At 66.2% G+C, this 21,111-nt stretch carries 22 protein-coding genes and 2 tRNA genes; 15 read left to right on the forward strand and 9 right to left on the reverse strand.

Features of this window, described 5'->3' with window-relative positions:
- Positions 1 to 87 precede the first annotated feature (87 nt).
- The 4 genes from ACIQTX_RS11315 to ACIQTX_RS11330 are packed head-to-tail and all read left to right on the forward strand — an operon-like array spanning position 88 to position 5,206.
- On the forward strand, positions 88 to 1,263 hold the full coding sequence (locus ACIQTX_RS11315) for a cysteine desulfurase family protein (RefSeq protein WP_402972161.1): 1,176 nt from the start codon (positions 88 to 90) through the stop codon (positions 1,261 to 1,263).
- Positions 1,264 to 1,272: 9 nt separating this feature from the next.
- Positions 1,273 to 2,370 (forward strand): tRNA 2-thiouridine(34) synthase MnmA, encoded by a 1,098-nt coding sequence (mnmA, locus tag ACIQTX_RS11320; protein WP_402972163.1) that lies wholly within the window; start codon positions 1,273 to 1,275, stop codon positions 2,368 to 2,370.
- A gap of 38 nt (positions 2,371 to 2,408) precedes the next feature.
- Positions 2,409 to 4,742 carry an NAD-dependent DNA ligase LigA gene (gene ligA, locus ACIQTX_RS11325; protein ID WP_402972165.1) on the forward strand — a complete coding sequence of 778 codons (2,334 nt, stop codon included), beginning with the start codon at positions 2,409 to 2,411 and terminating at the stop codon, positions 4,740 to 4,742.
- Entirely contained in the window at positions 4,739 to 5,206 is a 468-nt protein-coding gene (locus ACIQTX_RS11330) for a hypothetical protein (RefSeq protein ID WP_402972167.1), read from the forward strand. Before ligA ends, ACIQTX_RS11330 begins: the two co-directional genes overlap by 4 nt.
- 23 nt (positions 5,207 to 5,229) lie before the next feature.
- Here the strand turns inward: ACIQTX_RS11330 and ACIQTX_RS11335 are convergent, their stop codons facing one another.
- On the reverse strand, positions 5,230 to 7,056 hold the full coding sequence (locus tag ACIQTX_RS11335; RefSeq protein WP_402972169.1) for a DEAD/DEAH box helicase: 1,827 nt from the start codon (positions 7,054 to 7,056) through the stop codon (positions 5,230 to 5,232).
- A 46-nt stretch (positions 7,057 to 7,102) separates the two neighbouring features.
- Positions 7,103 to 8,803 (reverse strand): long-chain-fatty-acid--CoA ligase, encoded by a 1,701-nt coding sequence (locus tag ACIQTX_RS11340; protein ID WP_402972171.1) that lies wholly within the window; start codon positions 8,801 to 8,803, stop codon positions 7,103 to 7,105.
- A 67-nt stretch (positions 8,804 to 8,870) separates the two neighbouring features.
- Here ACIQTX_RS11340 and gatC point away from each other — a divergent pair, with 67 nt between their 5' ends.
- The 6 genes from gatC to ACIQTX_RS11370 all read left to right on the forward strand — a co-directional run bounded on the left by gatC (position 8,871) and on the right by ACIQTX_RS11370 (position 14,422).
- Positions 8,871 to 9,170: an Asp-tRNA(Asn)/Glu-tRNA(Gln) amidotransferase subunit GatC gene (gene gatC / locus ACIQTX_RS11345; protein ID WP_028501947.1), complete on the forward strand. Its 300-nt coding sequence runs from the start codon at positions 8,871 to 8,873 to the stop codon at positions 9,168 to 9,170.
- Positions 9,167 to 10,684 carry an Asp-tRNA(Asn)/Glu-tRNA(Gln) amidotransferase subunit GatA gene (gene gatA / locus ACIQTX_RS11350; protein WP_402972173.1) on the forward strand — a complete coding sequence of 506 codons (1,518 nt, stop codon included), beginning with the start codon at positions 9,167 to 9,169 and terminating at the stop codon, positions 10,682 to 10,684. Before gatC ends, gatA begins: the two co-directional genes overlap by 4 nt.
- Positions 10,684 to 12,198 carry an Asp-tRNA(Asn)/Glu-tRNA(Gln) amidotransferase subunit GatB gene (gene gatB, locus ACIQTX_RS11355; RefSeq protein ID WP_402972175.1) on the forward strand — a complete coding sequence of 505 codons (1,515 nt, stop codon included), beginning with the start codon at positions 10,684 to 10,686 and terminating at the stop codon, positions 12,196 to 12,198. The genes gatA and gatB overlap by 1 nt, the downstream gene beginning before the upstream one ends.
- 47 nt (positions 12,199 to 12,245) lie before the next feature.
- The gene (gene dinB, locus ACIQTX_RS11360) at positions 12,246 to 13,502 is read left to right on the forward strand and encodes a DNA polymerase IV (RefSeq protein WP_402972177.1); all 1,257 of its coding nucleotides are present in this window, start codon (positions 12,246 to 12,248) and stop codon (positions 13,500 to 13,502) included.
- A gap of 37 nt (positions 13,503 to 13,539) precedes the next feature.
- A complete protein-coding gene (locus ACIQTX_RS11365; RefSeq protein WP_028501943.1) occupies positions 13,540 to 13,857 on the forward strand; it encodes a hypothetical protein in 318 nt (105 codons plus the stop codon).
- A gap of 61 nt (positions 13,858 to 13,918) precedes the next feature.
- On the forward strand, positions 13,919 to 14,422 hold the full coding sequence (locus ACIQTX_RS11370; protein ID WP_402972180.1) for a hypothetical protein: 504 nt from the start codon (positions 13,919 to 13,921) through the stop codon (positions 14,420 to 14,422).
- 4 nt (positions 14,423 to 14,426) lie between these two features.
- Here ACIQTX_RS11370 and ACIQTX_RS11375 read toward each other — a convergent pair whose 3' ends face one another.
- The 6 genes from ACIQTX_RS11375 to orn all read right to left on the reverse strand — a co-directional run bounded on the left by ACIQTX_RS11375 (position 14,427) and on the right by orn (position 17,042).
- The gene (locus ACIQTX_RS11375) at positions 14,427 to 14,921 is read right to left on the reverse strand and encodes a DUF2017 family protein (RefSeq protein ID WP_402972182.1); all 495 of its coding nucleotides are present in this window, start codon (positions 14,919 to 14,921) and stop codon (positions 14,427 to 14,429) included.
- Positions 14,918 to 15,214: an ATP-dependent Clp protease adapter ClpS gene (clpS, locus tag ACIQTX_RS11380; RefSeq protein WP_402972184.1), complete on the reverse strand. Its 297-nt coding sequence runs from the start codon at positions 15,212 to 15,214 to the stop codon at positions 14,918 to 14,920. Before clpS ends, ACIQTX_RS11375 begins: the two co-directional genes overlap by 4 nt.
- Positions 15,211 to 15,558 carry a metallopeptidase family protein gene (locus ACIQTX_RS11385; RefSeq protein ID WP_402972186.1) on the reverse strand — a complete coding sequence of 116 codons (348 nt, stop codon included), beginning with the start codon at positions 15,556 to 15,558 and terminating at the stop codon, positions 15,211 to 15,213. The genes clpS and ACIQTX_RS11385 overlap by 4 nt, the downstream gene beginning before the upstream one ends.
- Before the next feature lie 27 nt (positions 15,559 to 15,585).
- Entirely contained in the window at positions 15,586 to 16,215 is a 630-nt protein-coding gene (locus tag ACIQTX_RS11390; protein ID WP_402972188.1) for a LysE family transporter, read from the reverse strand.
- A gap of 91 nt (positions 16,216 to 16,306) precedes the next feature.
- Positions 16,307 to 16,379 (reverse strand) — tRNA-His (locus tag ACIQTX_RS11395).
- 36 nt (positions 16,380 to 16,415) lie between these two features.
- The gene (orn, locus tag ACIQTX_RS11400; protein ID WP_402972190.1) at positions 16,416 to 17,042 is read right to left on the reverse strand and encodes an oligoribonuclease; all 627 of its coding nucleotides are present in this window, start codon (positions 17,040 to 17,042) and stop codon (positions 16,416 to 16,418) included.
- 87 nt (positions 17,043 to 17,129) lie between these two features.
- Between orn and ACIQTX_RS11405 the strand changes: the two genes are divergently transcribed.
- Positions 17,130 to 17,202 (forward strand) — tRNA-Arg (locus ACIQTX_RS11405).
- Between the two features lie 76 nt (positions 17,203 to 17,278).
- Here ACIQTX_RS11405 and ACIQTX_RS11410 read toward each other — a convergent pair.
- Positions 17,279 to 17,548: a hypothetical protein gene (locus tag ACIQTX_RS11410; RefSeq protein ID WP_028501936.1), complete on the reverse strand. Its 270-nt coding sequence runs from the start codon at positions 17,546 to 17,548 to the stop codon at positions 17,279 to 17,281.
- Positions 17,549 to 17,753: 205 nt separating this feature from the next.
- Here ACIQTX_RS11410 and ACIQTX_RS11415 point away from each other — a divergent pair, with 205 nt between their 5' ends.
- The 4 genes from ACIQTX_RS11415 to ACIQTX_RS11430 all read left to right on the forward strand — a co-directional run bounded on the left by ACIQTX_RS11415 (position 17,754) and on the right by ACIQTX_RS11430 (position 21,087).
- Positions 17,754 to 18,266: a single-stranded DNA-binding protein gene (locus tag ACIQTX_RS11415; RefSeq protein ID WP_402972192.1), complete on the forward strand. Its 513-nt coding sequence runs from the start codon at positions 17,754 to 17,756 to the stop codon at positions 18,264 to 18,266.
- A 94-nt stretch (positions 18,267 to 18,360) separates the two neighbouring features.
- Positions 18,361 to 18,852, forward strand: coding sequence for a DUF6993 domain-containing protein (locus tag ACIQTX_RS11420; protein WP_402972194.1), 492 nt, complete (start codon positions 18,361 to 18,363; stop codon positions 18,850 to 18,852).
- Positions 18,853 to 18,914: 62 nt separating this feature from the next.
- Positions 18,915 to 20,594 (forward strand): energy-dependent translational throttle protein EttA, encoded by a 1,680-nt coding sequence (gene ettA / locus ACIQTX_RS11425; protein ID WP_028501933.1) that lies wholly within the window; start codon positions 18,915 to 18,917, stop codon positions 20,592 to 20,594.
- A 7-nt stretch (positions 20,595 to 20,601) separates the two neighbouring features.
- The gene (locus tag ACIQTX_RS11430) at positions 20,602 to 21,087 is read left to right on the forward strand and encodes an acyl-CoA thioesterase (RefSeq protein ID WP_402972196.1); all 486 of its coding nucleotides are present in this window, start codon (positions 20,602 to 20,604) and stop codon (positions 21,085 to 21,087) included.
- Positions 21,088 to 21,111: the final 24 nt, after the last annotated feature.

The following is a 21,111-nucleotide window of genomic DNA, read 5'->3' on the forward strand; positions in this document are numbered from 1 at the left end:
CGCGTTGTGTTGCAGTCTCATGTCAACGCGTACCCGGTTCCATGTTGGAAGAAACCCGCTGCCGCCGATTCGCGAGAGAATCGAAGCATGCGGCACTATCTCGATCACGCGGCGACCACGCCCCTGCGCCCGGAGGCGCGAGAGGCCTGGTTGGAGGCGTCGGAGACGGTCGGCAACGCGTCATCGACCCATGGCGCCGGACAGGACGCACGCAAGCTTCTCGAGGAGTCCCGTGAGCGTGTCGCCGCGGTGCTCGGGGCCGACCCGATCGAGATCGTGTTCACCTCCGGCGGGACAGAGTCCATCAATCTCGCGCTGCAGGGACTGTGGCACGCACGCCCCGATGCGACGTCGGCGATCGTGATGCCGGATGCCGAGCACCACGCCACCCTGGACACCGTGGCCGCGCTCGTGAACGAGGGTGCGGAGCTGCGGCGGGTGCCGGTGAGTTCTCAGGCCCGCATCTCGCCTGAGCTGTTCACAGCGCAGCTCCCCGGCGCCGCGCTGGCGACGGCCCTCGTCGCGAACAATGAGGCTGGCACCATCAACGACGCGCGAGAGCTGGCGGCCGCCGCCGCGACTGCCGGTGTCGCCTTTCATCTCGACGCCGTCGCTGCGCTCGGACACGTGCCGCTGTCATTCCGTTCGTTGCGCGGTGACGCCGAGAGCGGTGTCGGTCTCGTGGCGATGAGTCTGGCCGGACACAAGATCGGCGCACCGGTCGGCGTCGGCGTTCTCGTCACAGCACGCACGGCACGTCTCACCGCGTTGCTGCGCGGCGGCGCACAGCAGCGCGGCCTTCGCGCCGGCACTCAGGACATCGCGGGTGCGGCGGCGTTCGCGACCGCGATCGAGCTCGCCGAGCTGGAGCGCGAACAGGAGGCGACACGTTTGCGTGCGTTGCGTGATCGCCTCGTCACCGGTGTCCGTTCCGCAGTGCCGTCAGCGGTGCTCTTGGGCGATCCGACCGAGCGGCTTCCGGGGAATGCTCATCTGCTGTTCCCTGGAGCAGTGGGGGAGAGCCTGCTGTTCCTTCTCGACATGGCCGGGGTAGCCGCATCTACCGGATCAGCATGTCAGGCGGGCGTCGCCGAGCCCTCGCACGTCGTGATCGCGATGGGGCGGAGCGAGCGCGACGCACGCAGCGTACTCCGCTTCTCGCTCGGCAGGACGTCGACGGATGCCGACGTCGACGCGGTGCTCGCTGCGATCGCGGATGCCTACGCGCGAGCGTCCGGCGCCGGCACAGGCGTGCGCTCGTAGACTGGTCTCATGCGGATCCTTGCGGCGATGAGCGGTGGTGTCGATTCCGCCGTCGCGGCTGCCAGGGCCGTGGAGGCGGGACATGACGTGGTCGGAGTGCATCTGGCGCTCTCCCGAGCCGGAGGAACCCTGCGTACCGGCAGTCGCGGTTGCTGCACGATCGAAGACGCACTCGATGCCCGCCGTGCCTCTGACATGCTGGGCATCCCGTTCTATGTCTGGGACTTCTCGGAGCGCTTCCGCGACGATGTCATCGAAGACTTCATCTCCGAGTACCAGGCGGGGCGCACACCGAACCCCTGCATGCGCTGCAACGAGAAGATCAAGTTCGCGGCTCTGCTGGAGAGGGCAATCGAGCTCGGATTCGACGCCGTGTGCACGGGGCACTACGCCACTCTCGTCGAAGGCGCCGACGGCCTCGAACTGCATCGTGCGTCCGACAACGCCAAAGACCAGTCGTACGTCCTGGGCGTGCTCACCGCCGAGCAGCTCGCACACACGTACTTCCCGCTCGGAACGACGCCGTCGAAGGCCATCGTCCGCGCTGAGGCTGAAGCACGCGGCCTCAGCGTCGCACAGAAGCCGGACAGCCACGACATCTGCTTCATCCCGGACGGTGACACGCGAGGGTGGCTCGCAGAGAAGGTCGGCACGGCCACGGGAGAGATCGTCGACCGCAGCGGTGACGTCGTCGGCTCGCACGAGGGCGCCCACGCTTTCACGGTCGGGCAGCGGCGTGGCCTCAAGCTCGGTGTGCCCGCGTCGGACGGCAAGCCCCGATTCGTGCTCGAGGTTCGCCCGGTATCGAACACTGTCGTCGTCGGACCGAAGGAGGCGCTCGCGATCGCGGAGATCGCGGGTGCGCGGTTCAGCTGGGCGGGAGCTGCACCGAGGGACTCGTCGTTCGAGTGTCACGTGCAGATCCGCGCTCACTCCGAGCCGGTCGCCGCGCACGCCGTTGTCTCGGACGACGGGGTCCGCGTCACCCCAGAGGTGCCGCTCGACGGCGTCGCACCGGGACAGACCGCCGTGCTCTACCTCGGAACGCGAGTGCTCGGCCAACTCACGATCGACACCACGGTGTCTGCGGTTCCCGTCGGCGCGTAGGCACTTCCGGTGTCGGTGCCCGCTCGTAGACTGGCGGGGTGCCGGAGAACATCTCGCTGGAAGACGCCCGAACCGAAGCCGACGAGCTGACCACTCGCATTCTCGAGGCGAAAGAGGCCTACTACGGTCGCGACTCCTCGGTCGTCGACGATTTCACCTATGACGGCTGGATGCACCGGCTCGAAGAAATCGAGCGGCTGCACCCCGAGCTGCAGGGACAGGACTCGCCGACGCAGATGGTCGGAGCCGCCGAGGTGACCGGGCTCGCGACGATCGAGCACGCAGAGCGCATGCTCAGCCTCGACAACGTCTTCTCGCTCGAGGAGCTGCGTGAGTGGGCAGCGAAGACGAAGGCGGCAGCGGGACGAGACGTCGCCTGGCTCACCGAGTTGAAGATCGACGGACTCGCGATCAACCTCCGCTACGAGAACGGCATCCTGACGTCGGCAGCGACCAGGGGCGATGGCCGTGTGGGCGAGATCGTCACCGAGAACGCGCTGCGCCTCCCCGAGATCCCCTATCGGCTGAGCGGGGAGGGGCACCCCGAGATCGTCGAGGTGCGTGGTGAGGTCTTCATTCCGGTGGCAGCGTTCGAGCGGCTCAACGCAGCCCAGGCGGCTTTCCGCGACCGCGCCTACGCCGATGCCCTCTCTCGCTGGGAGTCGCGTGGAGGGGCGAAGAAGCCCTTCGACGAGGAGAAGGCGCAGACCGCTGCCGCCCGACGTTTCCCGTCGTTCGCGAACCCTCGCAACGCGGCGAGTGGGGGACTCCGTCAGCAGATAGACAAGAAGAACGGGCTCGAGCTCGAAGCCGGACTCCTGCGGATCGAGTCGCTCGCCCTCTACGTGCACGGCATCGGAGCGTGGACCAACCCTCCCGTCGCGGCGCAGAGCGAGGTGTACGACTTGCTCTCGGAGTGGGGCCTGCCCACGAGTCCACACACGAAGGTGTGCAGCACGGTCGACGAGGTCGTGGAGTTCGTGGAGTACTTCGGCGAGCACCGCCACGACATCGAGCACGAGCTCGACGGCATCGTCGTCAAGGTCGACGAGCTCGAGCTCCACGACGAGCTCGGTGCGACGAGCCGTGCTCCGCGCTGGGCGATCGCTTACAAGTACCCGCCGGAAGAGGTTCAGACCAAGCTTCTCGACATCGTCGTGTCGGTCGGCCGCACCGGTCGCGCGACACCGTTCGCGGTCATGGCACCCGCACACGTCGCAGGTTCCGTCGTCCGCCAGGCGACCCTGCACAACAAGGATGTGGTGAAGGCCAAGGGCGTGCTGATCGGAGACACCGTCGTGCTGCGAAAGGCCGGCGACGTGATCCCGGAAGTCCTCGGTCCGGTTGTCGAGAAGCGTGACGGCAGCGAGCGAGAGTTCGTGATGCCGGTCGGGTGCCCGGAATGCGGCACACCACTGCGTGCGATGAAAGAGGGCGACATCGACCTGCGGTGCCCGAATGCCCGATCGTGCCCGGCGCAGGTCCGCGGACGCGTCGAGCATATCGGTTCCAGGGGCGCGCTCGACGTCGAGGCGCTGGGTGAGGTCACGGCGGCGGCCCTGACACAGCCGACTTCGCCTGCTGTACCCCCGTTGGAGACCGAAGCCGGTCTGTTCGCTCTCACACTCGAGCAACTCGTGCCCATCGAGCTGTTCGTCCGTGACGCTGAGACGGGGCTTCCCAAGGAGGATGAGGACGGGATCGTCAAGACACGCGCTCCCTTCCGGCGCAATGCCACCGCTACCGAGAAGAAGTCCGGGCTCGACGGTCCTCAGCCGTCGTCGCAGGCGCTCACCCTGCTGGCCGAACTCGAGAAGGCGAAGACGAAAGACCTCTGGCGCCTGCTCGTATCGCTGAACATCCGGCATGTCGGACCCGTCGCCGCACGGGCACTGGCGCAGTGGTTCGGCTCCCTCGAAGCGATCCGAACGGCGTCCCGCGACGAACTCGCCGCTGTCGAAGGCGTCGGCGGCATCATCGCCGATTCGCTGCTCGCCTGGTTCGAGGTGGACTGGCATCAGGAGATCGTGCGCCAGTGGGATGATGCGGGGGTGCAGTGGTCGACTCCCGGTCACCCGGGACCCGGAGCAGCGGTGGCTGCAGGCGGCGTGCTCGAAGGACTCACGGTCGTCGCGACAGGTTCCCTCGACGGGTACACCCGAGATGGCGCGCAGGAGGCCATCATCAACGCGGGCGGCAAGGCGGCGTCGAGCGTCTCGAAGAAGACCGATTTCGTCGCCGCCGGCCCCGGAGCAGGCTCCAAACTCGCCAAGGCCGAAGAACTCGGCGTGCGCGTGCTCGATGCCGCGCAGTTCCACATTCTCGTGACCGAGGGCCCGGACGCGCTGCCGCCGACGCCGGAAGGCTCGTGAGGCGCTACGGGCCGCTGATCGTCGTCGCGGAGGCATTGGCCGTCGGAGATCCCGGTCGGAACCATCTGCGTCTGACGCGCGAAGCCGTGATCATCCGTGAAGGGATCGAGAACCGCGGCATCGTCGCATGGACCGACGTGGAAGCGATCACGCTCGATGTGCCGACGACGAAGTTCCGTCTCCCCGGTCTCGTCAGCACCGTCCTTCTCGGTGCGCTGACAGCCGCGATGCTGAGCGACCCCGGCGTCGATCCCGACGACGGTTCGGTGACGCTCACCGTCGGTGGGAAACTCCGCACCGTGCCCCTGAGCCGTCACCATGTCGGAGGGTACTGGGCGCCGACACTCGTAGGCGCCCATCGCCTGATCGCCCATCTGATCGCCCACCCCGAACAGCGCGCACTACTCGCGCATCCGGAGCCTCTGATCGACGTGGCAGCGCAACTCGCGCGCGGAACGAGATAGCCCGATCCGCGCGCGAGTCGGCGTCAGCTCTTGTGGCGCGGCTTGCGGAACGGCTTCTCTTCACGGCTGTCGCGCGCGGGACGCTCGTCGCTGTCCCGGCGCTCGTATCGCTCGCCGTCACGCGGGGCGGTGCGTCGGGCACCAGGGCCGCGATCGGGCTTGATCTCGATGAGGCGCCCCGAGATACGGGTGTCGCGGAGCTTGTCGAGCACTGCGGGGTTGAGGTTGGAAGGCAGCTCGACGGTTGAGAAGTCGGGGCGGATGTTGATCGCTCCGAAGTCGTCACGGCCCAGACCGCCCTCGTTCGCGAGAGCACCGACGATCTGACGCGGCTCGACCTTGTGACGCCGACCGACCTCGATACGGTACGCGGTGTAGTCACCACGCCCTCGGCGCTCGGTACGCGGCTCGCGTGCCTCACGTCCCCCCGCGCTGCGCTCACGAGGGGGACGGTTGTCGGCCTCGACCGCCTTGGTCAGGGGATCGTTGGCCGGGTCGAGGAGCAGTGGCTTGTCGCCCTGTGCGACGACGGCGAGGGCCGCTGCCACATCGCCCTCAGGCACGTCATGATGGCGGACGTAGTGCGCGACGATGTCGCGGAACGCCTCGATACGGCCGGTCTCCGACAGTGCGGTGGTGATCGCGTCGTCGAATCGGTTCAGACGCGTCGTGTTGACATCTTCTGTGCTGGGCAGCTGCATCTGGGCAGGCTGCTGTCGCGTCGCCTTCTCGATGTGCTTGAGCAGGTAGCGCTCGCGCGGGGTGATGAAGCTGATCGCGTCTCCTGTGCGCCCCGCACGACCGGTGCGGCCGATGCGGTGCACATAGGACTCGGTGTCGGTCGGGATGTCGAAGTTGATGACGTGGCTGATGCGCTCGACGTCGAGACCGCGGGCGGCGACATCGGTCGCGACGAGGATGTCGAGCTTGCCGTCCTTGAGCTGGTTGACGCTGCGCTCACGCTGAACCTGCGGCACGTCGCCGTTGATGGCGGATGCGGAGTATCCACGAGCACGCAGCTTCTCAGCGAGCGTCTCGGTCTCGTTCTTGGTGCGGACGAAGACGATCATCCCGTCGAAGTTCTCGACCTCGAGGATGCGGGTGAGCGCGTCGACCTTCTGCGCGTACGACACGACGAGATAGCGCTGGGTGATGTTCGTCCCCGTTGCCGTCTTCGACTTGATGCTGATCTCTTCCGGGTCGCGCAGGTACTTCTGCGCGAGGCGGCGGATCTGCGGCGGCATGGTCGCGGAGAACAGGGCGACCTGCTTCTCTTCCGGCGTCTGCGCGAGGATCTGCTCCACGTCTTCCGCGAAGCCCATCTTCAGCATCTCGTCTGCCTCATCCAGCACGAGGTACTGCAGCTGCGAGAGGTCGAGGGTGCCCTTGGCGAGGTGGTCCATGATGCGACCGGGTGTTCCGACGATCACGTGCACGCCGCGGCGCAGCGCGGACAGCTGCACGCCATAGCCCTGACCGCCGTAGACGGGCAGGACGTGAACGCCCTTCATCTTGGAGGCGTAGGACTCGAATGCCTCGCACACCTGGAGCGCAAGCTCCCGGGTGGGTGCGAGCACGAGTGCCTGCGGGGTCTTCTGCGAGACGTCGAGGCGCTCGAGCACAGGGAGCGCGAACGCGGCGGTCTTGCCGGTACCGGTCTGCGCCTGTCCGACCACATCGCGGCCGGACAGAAGTGTGGGGATGGTGGCCGCCTGGATGGGCGACGGGGTCTCGTAGCCGAGGTCCTTGATGGCTTTGAGGACGGGCCCGGTGATGCCGAGCTCCTCGAATCCGGGGGTCGCGGGAGAGTCCTCGGGGGCGTCGGTCAGCACTGCATCTTCAGGGGTCACTTCCCAAGGGTAGCGCGCGGCGACGCTCGGCGCCTGTGAGGGCGGCCTACGCCCCGGTGTTGAGAGCCAGCAGCTTCTCTTTCACCTGGCGTCGGAGCACCTTGCCGATCAACGACGTGGGGAGTTCATCGACGACGAAAATGCGGCGGGGAACCTTGTAGGGAGTCAGGATGCTGCGGGCGAACTCGCGGATGGCTTCGACGTCGACATCGGTTCCGGCATCGACCACGATCGCAGCGACGACCTCTTCGCCGGAGTGTTCACTCGGTAGTCCCACGACGGCGGCATCGACGACCTGCGGATGCTGCCGCAGAGCGTTCTCGACTTCGGTGGGTGCGACGTTGAATCCGCCGGTGATGATGAGTTCCTTGATGCGATCCACGATGCGCACGAAACCGGCGTCGTCGATCGTGACGATATCGCCGGTGCGGTACCAGCCGTCGACGAAGACGGCCTCGGTCTCCTCCGGCTTGCCGTAGTAGCCCGCGAAGACCTGCGGACCACGGACCACGAGTTCGCCGGCGGAACCTGCCGGCACGTCTTGGCCCGGGTTCTCAGGATCGACTACACGGCACTCGGTCCCCGGTAGGGGGAGACCCACGGTGCCGGGCACGCGGTTGTCAGCGACGGGGTTCGCCATCAGGACGGGTGAGCACTCGCTCAGACCGTAGCCTTCGACGAGGTACCCGTTCGTGGCTTTCTCGAAAGGCACGACGAGTTCGTGCGGGAGAGCCATGGCGCCGGAGATCGCGACCTCGATGCCGTCGAGCGACACGCCCTTCGCCTTCGCTGCGGCGAGCAGACGATCGGCGATCGGCGGGACGAGCGGGAGGAAGGTGGCGGGGTGCTTCTTCACGACATCGAGCACGAGGTCGGGATCGAACTTGGGGAACAGCACGAGCCGCGCGCCCATCGACATCGCGAAGGTGAGACAGAGGGTGAGCCCATAGGCGTGGAACATCGGCAGCACCGCATACACGACACAACCCTTGCCCCGCTGGATCGACGGAACCCACGCCTGGGACTGCGCGGCGTTGGCCAGCAGATTGCGGTGGGTGAGGGCCGCGCCCTTGGGGGTTCCCGTCGTGCCGGAGGTGTACTGGATGATCGCGAGATCGTCGGTCCCCGGCTGGGGGTGCGACGCCGGAAGGGGGACGGAGCCGAGCAGGGAATCCCATGCGACAGTCCCGCGCACCTTCTCGGTGAGGGCAGCACGGGATTCGCGTGCCTTCGCGACGGGGAGTCGCAGGGCGAGGCGCGTGACGAACGGCATGGCGCGCGTCACATCGACGGAGACGAGGTTCCTCACGGCCAGATCCGCTGGGAACTCCTGCACTGTGGAGACGACCTTGTTCCAGACGATCGCATGCTTCGCGCCGTGGTCTTCGAACTGCTTGCGCAGCTCGCGCGGCGTGTACAGCGGGTTGTGCTCGACCACGACCGCGCCGAGCCGGAGAACCGCGTAGAAAGCCACGATGTGCTGCGGGCAGTTCGGCAGCACGATCGCGACCGGATCACCGGCGCGGACACCGAGATCCCGCAGGCCCGTAGCCGCTCGGTCGATCGCTGCCTGCAGCTCCGAGTAGGTCGTCTCGCGACCGAAGAACTGAAGGGCGGGGGCATCCGGATAGTCGCGTGCCGAAGCGGCCACGATGTCGACCAGGGATCCCTCGACGGGAGGGAGGTCATCCGGGACTCCGGCTGCATAGCTGGCGATCCACGGGCGAGGGGGCTGGAACGTGCTCACCCGCCCAGCATAGGTGGAGCAGCTCTCGGGGCATGGGAGTTCGGAGCGCGCCAACTAGACTGGGGGAGTGTCTGAAATCACCCCTGAACTCGTGCGCCACCTCGGTGTGCTCGCACGCATCCAGCTGAACGACGACGAGGTGTCGAGGCTCACGGGCCAGCTCGACGCCATCGTCGACAACATCGCGAAGGTGTCGGAGGTCGCCACCGACGACGTCGTAGCGACGAGTCACCCGATTCCGTTGAGCAACGTCTTCCGACCCGACGTGGTCGGCGAGACGCTCACGCACGAGCAGGTGCTTCAGAACGCCCCGGATGCCGCCGATGGCCGCTTCCGCGTCACCGCGATCCTGGGAGAAGAGCAGTGAGCGACATCATCCGGCTGGACGCGGCGGATCTCGCCGCGAAGCTCGCCTCTCGTGAGGTGTCGAGCGTCGAGGCGACGCAGGCGCACCTCGACCGCATCGCCGCCGTGGACGGCGACGTCCACGCGTTCCTCCACGTCAACGAGGGCGCGCTCGAGGCCGCAGCGGCCATCGACGCCCGTCGCGCTGCCGGCGAGGCCCTCGGCCCGCTCGCGGGCGTGCCGCTCGCGATCAAGGACGTGCTCGTCACGACCGACCAGCCGACGACCAGCGGTTCGCGCATCCTCGAGGGATACCGCTCGCCGTACGACGCCACTGTCGTCGCGCGCTCTCGCGCCGCCGGACTGATCCCTCTCGGCAAGACGAACATGGACGAATTCGCCATGGGGTCCTCCACCGAGCACTCGGCGTACGGTCCCACGCACAACCCCTGGGACCTCGACCGCATCCCCGGTGGCTCCGGCGGTGGCTCGGCTGCGGCCGTCGCAGCTTTCGAGGCTCCGCTGGCGCTCGGCTCCGACACCGGCGGCTCGATCCGCCAGCCCGCCCACGTCACAGGCACGGTCGGCGTCAAACCGACGTACGGCGGCGTGAGCCGCTACGGTGCGATCGCCCTCGCCTCCAGCCTCGACCAGGTCGGTCCGGTCTCGCGGACGGTCCTCGACTCCGGGCTGCTGCATGACGCGATCGGCGGACATGATCCGAAGGACTCGACCTCGCTGCGCGATGAGTGGCCCTCGTTCGCCGAAGCAGCTCGAGAAGGTGCGCGCGGAGACGTGCTCAAGGGTCTCAAGGTCGGCGTGATTCGCGAACTGCCCGACAGCGGGTTCCAGCCCGGCGTCGCAGCCTCGTTCCGCAGCGCGCTCGCACTCATGGAGGCGCAGGGCGCCGAGATCGTCGAGATCGGCGCTCCGCACTTCGAATACGGCGTCGCCGCGTACTACCTGATCCTCCCGGCGGAGGCATCGAGCAACCTCGCGAAGTTCGACTCCGTGCGCTTCGGCCTGCGGGTCACGCCTGACGGCAACCCGACGGTCGAGGACGTCATGTCCGCGACCCGCGACGCCGGCTTCGGTGACGAGGTCAAGCGCCGCATCATCCTCGGCACGTACGCACTGTCCGCCGGCTACTACGACGCTTACTACGGGAGCGCGCAGAAGGTCCGCACACTCATCCAGCAGGACTTCGCGAACGCGTTCGCCGAGGTCGATGTCATCGCGACGCCCTCGGCGCCCACCACCGCCTTCAAGCTCGGCGAGAAGATCGACGACCCGCTGCAGATGTACCTCAACGACATCACCACGATCCCGGTGAACCTCGCGGGAGTCCCGGGAATCTCGATCCCGAGCGGTCTCGCGGACGACGATGGGCTTCCCGTGGGCATCCAGTTCATCGCCCCGGCGCGGGAGGATGCACGTCTCTACAAGGTCGGCGCCGCGCTCGAGACGCTGCTCGTCGACTCGTGGGGTGCGCCGCTGCTCACCCACGCACCGCAGCTCGCAGGAGGGAAGCGCTGATGGCCACCGCCAAGCTCATGGACTTCGACAAGGCGCTCGAGCTGTTCGAGCCGGTTCTCGGATTCGAGGTGCACGTCGAGCTCAACACGAACACGAAGATGTTCTCCGATGCGCCGAACCCGGCCAACGAGCTGTATCACGCGGCCGAACCGAACACGCTCATCGCACCCGTCGACCTCGGTCTTCCCGGGTCGCTGCCGGTCGTGAACGAGACCGCGATCCGCTCGTCGATCAGCCTGGGTCTCGCCCTCGGCTGCTCGATCGCGGAGTCGAGCAGGTTCGCCCGCAAGAACTACTTCTACCCGGACCTCGGCAAGAACTATCAGATCTCGCAGTTCGACGAGCCGATCGCGTACGAGGGATCGGTCGAGGTCGAACTCGAAGACGGCACGATCATCACGATCCCGATCGAGCGGGCCCATATGGAGGAAGACGCCGGCAAGCTCACCCACATGGGGGGAGCGACCGGACGCATCCAGGGTGCCGAGTACTCCCTCGTGGACTACAACCGTGCGGGCGTGCCGCTGGTCGAGATCGTGACGAACATCATCTACGGCACCGAGCACCGCGCACCGGAGGTCGCCAAGGCCTATGTGCAGGCGATCCGCGACATCGTCCGCGGTCTCGGCATCTCCGAGGCCCGTCTGGAGCGTGGAAACCTGCGCTGCGACGCGAACGTCTCGCTGCGCCCGCGAGGCACGGAGAAGCTCGGCACCCGCACCGAGACGAAGAACGTGAACTCCATGCGCTCCGTCGAGCGAGCCGTGAAGTACGAGATCCAGCGCCAGGCGCAGATTCTCGCCGACGGGGGCACGATCACACAGGAGACGCGGCACTGGCACGAGGACACCGGAACGACGTCGCCCGGTCGTCCGAAGTCGGATGCAGATGACTACCGCTACTTCCCCGAGCCCGATCTGCTGCCCGTGGAGCCCGCCGCCGAGCTGATCGAAGAACTGCGCGCGGCTCTTCCCGAGCAGCCGGTCGCGCGTCGCCGTCGCTTGATGACGGAGTGGGGCTTCACTGACCTGGAGTTCCAGGACGTCCGCAACGGCGGTCTGCTCGAGGTCGTCGAGGCGACGATCGCCGCCGGTGCAACTGCGGCCACCGCACGAAAGTGGTGGACAGGCGAGATCACCCGCACCGCGAACGTGCAGGAGAAGGACCCCACCGAGCTCATCAGCCCGGAGAACGTCGCGGCTCTTCAGCGGCTCGTCGACGCCGGAACTCTGACCGACAAGCTTGCTCGCCAGGTACTCGAAGGCGTCATCGCCGGCGAGGGCACGCCTGAAGAGGTCGTCGACGCCCGCGGCCTCGCCGTGGTGTCGGACGATGGCGCGCTGATCGCTGCGATCGATGAGGCTCTCGCCGCGCAGCCGGACGTGATGGCCAAGATCAAGGACGGCAAGGTGCAGGCGGCCGGGGCCGTCATCGGTGCGGTCATGAAGGCGATGAAGGGTCAGGCCGACGCCGCTCGTGTCCGTGAGCTCATTCTCGAGCGCGCTGCCCAGTAGCGTGCCACCCCGGGTCTCGTGTCCGAGGCCCGGGGCAGAATGGTGTCATGGGACACGGTGACGGCAGAGGACGAATCGTCTCGTCCGCAGATGCCGATGACACCGGAACGCGCATCCTCCACGTCGATATGGATGCGTTCTACGCCGCCGTCGCGGTACTCGACGATCCGTCACTCCGCGGGCTCCCGCTCATCATCGGCGCACCCGACGGTCGTTCTGTCGTCTCCAGCGCCTCATACGAGGCACGTCGGTACGGTGTGCGAGCGGCGATGCCGGTGTCGCAGGCGTTGCGGCTGTGCCCTTCAGCGCGCATCGTGCTCCCGCGCTTCGACCGTTATCAGGAGGTCTCGCGACAGGTGATGGCGATCTTCGAGTCGTTCACGCCTCTGGTCGAGCCGCTCTCGGTCGATGAGGCATTCCTCGATGTGCAGGGCGTACGGCGTTTGTGGGGGAGTCCGGCTCGCATCGCAGAGCTGATCCGCGAACGGGTCCTCGACGAGGTCGGCATCACGTGCAGCGTCGGTGTCGCCGCGACGAAGCACGTCGCCAAGATGGCCTCCACCATCGCGAAGCCGGACGGGATGCTCGTCGTCGCAGGGGCCGATACGCTCGGCTTCCTCGCACCCCGACCTGTCCGTGCGATGTGGGGAGTCGGACCGAAGGCAGCTGAGGCTCTGGAGGCCCGTGGCATACGCACGATACAGGACGTGCGGGATGCTCCGCGCGAGATGCTCGAACGTGCCGTCGGCCCCGCCCTGGCCGGGCGGATCAGGCAGCTCGCACTCGGGGAAGACGCCCGCGCCGTCGACACCGAGCGTGTGGAGAAGAGCATCGGTCACGAGGAGACCTTCGACCAGGACATCCTCGACCGACCGTTTCTCCGAGCCGAGCTTCTGCGCCTCTCCGACCGCGTCGCTGCCAGACTCCGGCGCGCGAACTGGGAGACCTCCACGGTGGCCATCAAAATTCGCTTCGATGATTTCCGCACGCTTAACAGGTCCCAGACGCTGGGCGAGCCCACGGCCGTCGGGCAGCGCATCGGCGAGGCGGCACAGGCACTTTTCGAGCAGATAGACCGGCGCGATCCTGTGCGGTTGGTCGGCGTGCGGGCCGAGAATCTGCGACCTGCCGGCGGCGGCGGACTGGGCTTGTGGGATGACGACGAGGGCTGGCGCAAGGTCGAGGGCGCGGTCGACGACGCCGTCGCACGGTTCGGCATCGCCACGATCTCCCGCGCGCGGCACATCGGCCGCGGAGAGGGCAGGGGCGCCGCGCAGCATCCCAAGGCCCACGGCGTGGAATGATCGCACACGCTCGGTGTTCCTCGACTACCGTGGGGTTATGCCGAACATTGCACTGGAACTCGGAAAGCAAGCTGCGTCCTTCGGCGTGAAGAGCGCATACGGAGAGCCGCAAGACGTCGATGGTGTGAGCATCACCCCGGTCGCCTTCACCTACTCGGGCTTCGGCGGCGGTAGCGGCGACGGTGCCGAGGGCGGTGGCGGCGGCGGTGTGTCTGTCCCCGTCGGCGTTTACGTGCGTCGTGAGGAGGGCCTGCGCTTCGAGCCGAACATCGTCACGCTGCTGGTTGTCGCAGTACCGTTCGTCTGGGTGGCCGGACGAGCAATCACCCGCATCATCCGTGCACTCAAGAAGTGACGATCCTGTCGCGACTGCTCTGGAGCACGCCGCGACCCTGATCGAGCAAGATGTTCGAGCCGTGTCCGCGGGTAACCCTGTCGTCCTGATCGACGGCGGCAGCGGCGCCGGAAAGTCGTCGCTCGCCGCCCGACTCGTCCGGCGCTGGCCGGTCAGCGGGCATGTACAGCTCATTGCACTCGACTCGCTCTACCCCGGCTGGGATGGACTCGACGACGGCGTGGAGCGTGCTCTCGACTGGATCCTTCGTCCGCACGGTCGCGGCTATCTCGGCACCTGGCGCCGCTGGGACTGGGAACGCCAGACCGAGGCTGAGAGTCACGCTGTCGATCCTGCCCTGGGCGTGATCGTCGAGGGCAGCGGCATCCTCCGGGCGTCGACGGCCGGGCTCGCCGACATTCGGATCTGGGTGGAGTCAGCGGAGCCTGCTCGCAAGGCGCGCGCTCTCGCGCGTGATGGTGACACCTATCGCCCGCACTGGGACAGGTGGGCTGCGCAGGAGCGTCTTCACATCGAACGCGACGATCCTCGGACGCTCGCAACCCGCATCGTCGAGGTGCCCTAGGAGCTCATCCGGCTTCGGCCTCGTCAGCCGCCTGGATGAGAAGCTCCAAGCGATACCCGAGCCAGTCGTACACATCGTGACGACCGTCCTCCCCGGCCTGCTCGTCTGAGGTGATCCCGAGTCGAGTGGCGATCACGAGGCGGATCGCGGTGAGAGTTCTCAGCCAGAAGTCGATCTCATGCGTGGGGACGACGATCTCTCTGGTCGCGAGGGGGTCTGCTTCATCGAGTGCGTCGACTCCGCCGCCGAACTCACCGAATGCCGCGCGCACACGTCGAGCCTCGATGAGTCGCCTGTCGAGAAGATCCTCCCGCGTGCTGTCCGCGAAGTCCGCCGCGGACTCGGGATCATCCGGATACGGAGTGGGCGTCAATCGGTCGATGGCGGGGTCTGTGGTATCCCGCGACGTGTCGATGAGCTCGACGAAGTCGTCCACGAGCTGAGCGAGATGGAGTCCTTCGATCACCGTGATCGGGATGACGATCCGCTCCGAGGTCACAGCGGAGCCTTCCTGACGGTCGCCCACAGGCCGAAGCCGTGCATCGCCTGCGCGTGGACTTCCATGGTCTCGCGCGGACCGGTGGACACGATAGCGTGTCCGTCATGATGCACGGCGAGCATCAACGCGGTGGCGTGATCGACGGAATAGCCGAAGTAGGTACGGAAGATGCGGACCACGTAGCTCATGAGGTTGACGGGATCGTTCCACACGACGACCTGCCAGGGCTCGAGCGGAGCTGCGCTGAGGTCGGTGACCTCATCGACGTCCGGAACGGCGGCCGGGATCGTCATGCCCACCCCATCTCGTGCAGCTGCTCATCGTCGATACCGTAGAAATGCGCGATCTCGTGCACCAGAGTCGTGTGGATCTCGTCGCGGAGCTCGTCTTCGGAATCACACTGCGCCAGATGAGGCTCGCGATAGACGACGATCCGGTCAGGGAGCTCGCCCATCCCGTACTGGGTCCGCTCTGTGAGCGCCAGACCGTCGTACAGGCCGAGTAGATCGAGACTGCCGTCCTCCGGGCGGTCCTCCACGACGAAGACCACGTTCTCCAAGCCCTCGACCATGTCGTCGGGCAGTTGGTCGAGCTCGTCGATCACGAGGTTCTCGAAAGAGGCGGTATCCATGTCCATCTCGTCCAGCCTAGGGGCGAGTCGGGGTCAGTGGAGGAGAACGAGGATGCCGGCGACGACGATGAACAACACCCCGAAGACGGTGTTGAGAATGCGCTGTCCGCGTGCGGTTCGTGTCAGGCGGCGGAAGGGTCGCGCGGCAGCCGCGAAGAATCCCCACATCACGATCACGTCCACGACGATCACGGTGCCGACGAGGGTGAGGTACTGGGGGATTGGCGGCTCATCCAGCCGGATGAACTGCGGAATGAACGCCAGGAAGAACACGATCGCCTTGGGGTTCAGGAGGTTGACCCAGAAGCCTCGACGGATCATCGACCAATGACTCTCGCGAGAATCGACAGGAACGGGAACATCATCATCGACGACAGCGGGCTTCGTGAGGATGAGCCGGATCCCGAGGAACACGAGGTACGCAGCGCCGGCATAGCGGATGCCGTTGAACAGGACCTCCGATCGCGAGACCAGAAGGCCGACCCCCGCGGCGACGATCGCGACATGGACGATCAGCGCGATCTGCTGGCCGATGATGCCCCAGATCGAGCGCCGCCAACCCTGATTCATGGCGTTGGACATCGTGTTGATCGCCCCGGCTCCGGGCGTGAAGCTGATCACGACGGACGCGGTCAGCAACGAGAACCAGACCGCGAGCGACACCCCGTCAGTCTAGAGCTTCAGGGGAGGGACGCTGACCTTGCCGGCACGACGAAGAAGGCCCGAATCTCACGATTCGGGCCTTCTTTCAGAGGGTGAGTAACGGGACTCGAACCCGCGACATCCGGCACCACAAGCCAGCGCTCTACCAGCTGAGCTATACCCACCATGTGCCCACCGGAGCGGGCAACCATACGAGTCTATTACATGTTCGGAGTGAACTCGGACACCGTCCGGGTTGCGATCTCGCGTGCCTCGTCGCTGGAGGGGCCGGGCTCATCGACGAACACCGCTTGCCGGTAGTACCGGAGTTCGCGGATCGACTCCAGGATGTCGGCGAGTGCACGGTGGCCACCATCTTTGGCGGGAGCCTGGAAGAAGACCCGCGGGTACCAGCGTCGCGAGAGCTCTTTGATGCTGGAGACATCGACGTTTCGATAGTGCAACCACTGGTCGACCTGCGACATGTACTTCGCGAGGAACATCCTGTCGGTGCCGATGGTGTTGCCGGCAAGCGGGGCCTTGCGCTCCAGGGGTACGAAGCGCTTGATGTAGGCGAGAGTCTGCGCTTCCGCGTCTTCGACCGTTATGCCGCCGGGAATCTCTTCGATCAGACCGGACGTCTCATGCATCTTGGTGACGAAGTCGTTCATGTTCGCGAGGGCGGCGTCGCTGGGCCGGATCACCACCTGGAAGCCCGGGTCGATGGGGTTGAGCTCGAAATCGGTGATGACCACGGCGATTTCAACGAGCTCATCGACCGCCAGATCGAGTCCCGTCATCTCGCAGTCGATCCATACGAGACGATCATTCTCGGACGCAGATACCATATCGCCATACTATCTACGGCCCCGACATCGGCTGACGGAGTGTGCCTCGTCAACCGACTGCGGGACAGCGGTACGGTAGATGAGTGCGCCCCCGTAGCTCAGGGGATAGAGCAGGAGCCTTCTAATCTCTTGGTCGCAGGTTCGAATCCTGCCGGGGGCACTTCACGCAGTCACGGACTGGCGATCGATGTAAAAGCGCCGGCTGGCACGAATCCAGCCGACAACCGTTCCGGCGCTCAGGAGTAGCGGAGCACGGCGACAGCTTCGTCTGCACGCCAGAATTCGCCGACGATGCGGAACACACCCGTGGCGAGATGCAGTCGTTCGGCGCGATAGCGGAGCCCGAGCGGGTCGGCGACGATGCGCAGGTGACCGAGGACATGGTCTCGCTGATCCTGAACTCGCCAGAGATGATCCGCTGCGCGGACCAGGCGTTCTCGCGAAGACGAGAGACGGGGCGTCGCGAAGGGGACCTCGGGCAGAGAGGTGATCAAGTTGTCGGGCATCGGAACTCCTTTCCTGATTTGAAGATACGACCGCCCTCCGACATTCGGTTTCGGGGATACTCGCCCTGTCATCAGCGCTTTCTCTGCACTTTTGTCGCACCACCGACTCTGTCCACGGACTACGTGTTCTCATCGATCGCGTCGTCCTCGCGTGGTTCACGCTGGTGCGACCCGGAAGAGATCCGGCCGCCGAAAGGACAACGACATGATCGACACATTGACCATCGTGGGGAGAGTCGCGACAGACCCGACTCAGGCGCAGACCGGGGGAGGAGTACCGGTCACGAACTTCCGGCTCGCCAGTACGCACCGACGTTTCGATGCCGTGACACAGGCGTGGACGGATTCGGGGACCAACTGGTTCTCGGTAGCAGCGTTCCGGCAGCTGGGCGAAAACGCGAAGGCGTCACTGCGCACGGGTGACACGGTGATCGTGACCGGAAGACTGAAGATCCGCAACTGGGAGAGCAACGGCAAACACGGGACGAGCGTCGACATCGAGGCCGATGCGATCGGGCACGATCTGCGGTGGGGAACGACGGCCTACCGACCACAATCCCGTCCCGCCGGAGAATCCGGCACGACAGCGACGCCCAGGGAGGAGTCTGTTTCGGGCTCAGGTGTCGACGACTCCGGATCAGAACAGGATGAGCCCTCGTCGCTTCCTATCGATGTGTCATGGGGGGATCCGGCGGGTATCGGGATGACAGGGTCGTAGCTACCACACGCGCTCGCATGGAAGGTGCCCACTGGCGGGGCCGGGCGCCGGCGGCTCACACGGGGCGGAAGGCGGAGCGACGTAGACTCGGCACGTGCTTCGTCGATCGGTCTCCTCACCCGCGCGTGCAGCCGGCGTCCTCGCGGCCACCGCTGCCGCTCTCCTCTTGCTCTCCGGCTGCACGCCAGGTGCCGCGCCGTCGGCTTCCCCGTCGGCCTCCCCAGATCCGGAGGTGACGGCTCCGGCGGCTCCCGTACTGGTGCCGGACGGCACCGCCGATGAGAACCTGCCGATTTTCACTGCAGTGGCCGAGAGCATCTGGGCTACAGACCAACGCGGATCGGGTCGGGCGTACATCGACGCGCTGGTCGGCGCCGGATTCGATCGTGAGTCCATGCAGGTGACGCAGGATCAGTCAACGGTGGGCAACGTTGCCGAGAGCCTGCAGTTCTCGGTGCGCTGGGGTCAGAAGGACTGTCTCGTCGGCCAGGTCGGCCCGTCCACAGGCCAGGTCGTCACCGTGGTGATGCCTCAGCTCGCCGAAGGACGCTGCCTCATCGGCACCACACGTCCGATCGACTGGTAGCCCGCCAGGGGCCGGTAGGCTGGAGTGTCGATCTTCGACGACAACATAAGGAGCGTTTTTCGGTGGCTGAGTACATCTACTCGATGGTTCGTGCGCGCAAGGCAGTGGGCGAGAAGCTCATCCTGGACGACGTCACCATGGCGTTCCTCCCCGGAGCGAAGATCGGCATGGTCGGTCCGAACGGCGCCGGTAAGTCGACGATCCTCAAGATCATGGCGGGGCTGGACACGCCATCGAACGGCGAAGCGAAGCTTGCTCCGGGCTACACCGTCGGCATCCTGATGCAGGAACCCGAGCTCGACGAGTCGAAGACCGTTCTGGAGAACATCCAGGACGGCATCGCGATCAAGCCGAAGGTCGATCGCTTCAACGAGATCTCGCTGCTGATGGCAGAGCCCGATGCCGATTTCGACGCACTGCTCGCCGAGATGGGCACGCTGCAGGAAGAGATAGACGCGGCCGACGGCTGGGACCTCGACTCGCAGCTCGACCAGGCGATGGACGCACTCCGCACCCCGCCGGGCGAAGCCGCGATCGCACCGCTCTCCGGCGGTGAGAAGCGTCGTGTCGCGCTGGCGAAGCTTCTGCTCCAGAAGCCCGACTTGCTGCTCCTCGACGAGCCCACCAACCACCTCGACGCCGAGAGCGTGCTCTGGCTCGAGCAGCACCTGCAGGCGTACAAGGGCGCGGTCATCGCGATCACCCACGACCGGTACTTCCTCGACCACGTCGCTGAATGGATCGCTGAAGTCGACCGCGGCCGTCTCATCGGCTATGAGGGCAACTACTCGACATACCTGGAGAAGAAGGGCGAACGCCTCGAGGTCCAGGGCAAGAAGGACGCCAAGCTCGCCAAGCGCCTCAAGGAGGAGCTGGAGTGGGTGCGCTCGAGCGCCAAGGGCCGTCAGACCAAGTCCAAGGCGCGTCTCGCCCGCTACGAGGAGATGGCTTCGGAGGCGGAGCGCACCAGGAAGCTCGACTTCGATGAGATCCAGATCCCCGCAGGTCCGCGCCTCGGTGGCATCGTCATCGATGCCAAGAAGCTGCAGAAGGGCTTCGACGGCCGCGTGCTGATCGACGGCCTCAGCTTCAACCTGCCGCCGAACGGCATCGTCGGAGTGATCGGACCGAACGGTGTGGGAAAGACCACGCTGTTCAAGACCATCGTCGGTCTCGAGCCGCTCGACGGCGGAGACCTGAAGATCGGTGAGACGGTCAAGATCAGCTATGTCGACCAGTCGCGCTCGAACATCGACCCGAACAAGACGCTGTGGGAGGTCGTATCCGACGGTCTCGACTACATCACAGTCGGCAAGACCGAGATTCCTTCTCGCGCCTACGTCTCGAAGTTCGGCTTCAAGGGTCCGGACCAGCAGAAGAAGGCCGGCGTGCTCTCCGGTGGTGAGCGCAACCGTCTCAACCTCGCGCTGACGCTCAAAGAAGGCGGCAACCTGCTCCTCCTCGATGAGCCCACAAACGACCTCGACGTCGAGACCCTGAGTTCGCTCGAGAACGCCCTGCTCGAGTTCCCCGGCTGCGCGGTGGTCATCACTCACGACCGGTGGTTCCTCGACCGCATCGCGACGCACATCCTCGCCTACGAGGGCACCGACGAGAAGCCCGGCCAGTGGTACTGGTTCGAGGGCAACTTCGAAGCCTACGAGGAGAACAAGATCGAGCGCCTCGGACCGGACGCCGCGAAGCCGCACCGATCGACGCACCGCAAGTTGACGCGCGACTGAGGCCACGATGTCCGCGACGCCGGGGCCGCGCCTGCACATCCCGATCCACCTCCGCTGGGGCGATCTGGATGCGTTCAACCACGTCAACAACACCTCGATGCTCAAGCTGCTCGAGGAGGCCCGTGTACGTGCGTTCTGGCGCGCGGGTCCCGGCGAAGAGGCGCCGTCGACCGCGGTCCTCGACTCCGGGATCGACGAGGGGATCCTCACTCTGATCGCTCGTCAGGAGATCGAGTACCTGGCGCCGGTGCCGTATCAGCGCCGACCGCTCGAGGTGCAGATGTGGTTCGGCAAGCTCGGCGGCTCCAGCGTGCAGGTCTGCTACGAGGTGCACAACGACCCCGCAGCCGAACCTCGACAGATCTATGCGCGATCGACGGCGGTCATCGTGCTCGTCGACGCGAAGACGGGCAGGCCCACTCGTCTCACGCAGGAGATGCGTGACGCCTGGGAGCCGTACGTCGGTCCGTCGATCGAGTACAGCCACCGCTGAGGCTCGGGCATCGTCAGAGAGCCG

Source organism: Microbacterium sp. NPDC090281 (assembly GCF_044769635.1).
In the GTDB taxonomy this organism is placed as follows: domain Bacteria; phylum Actinomycetota; class Actinomycetes; order Actinomycetales; family Microbacteriaceae; genus Microbacterium.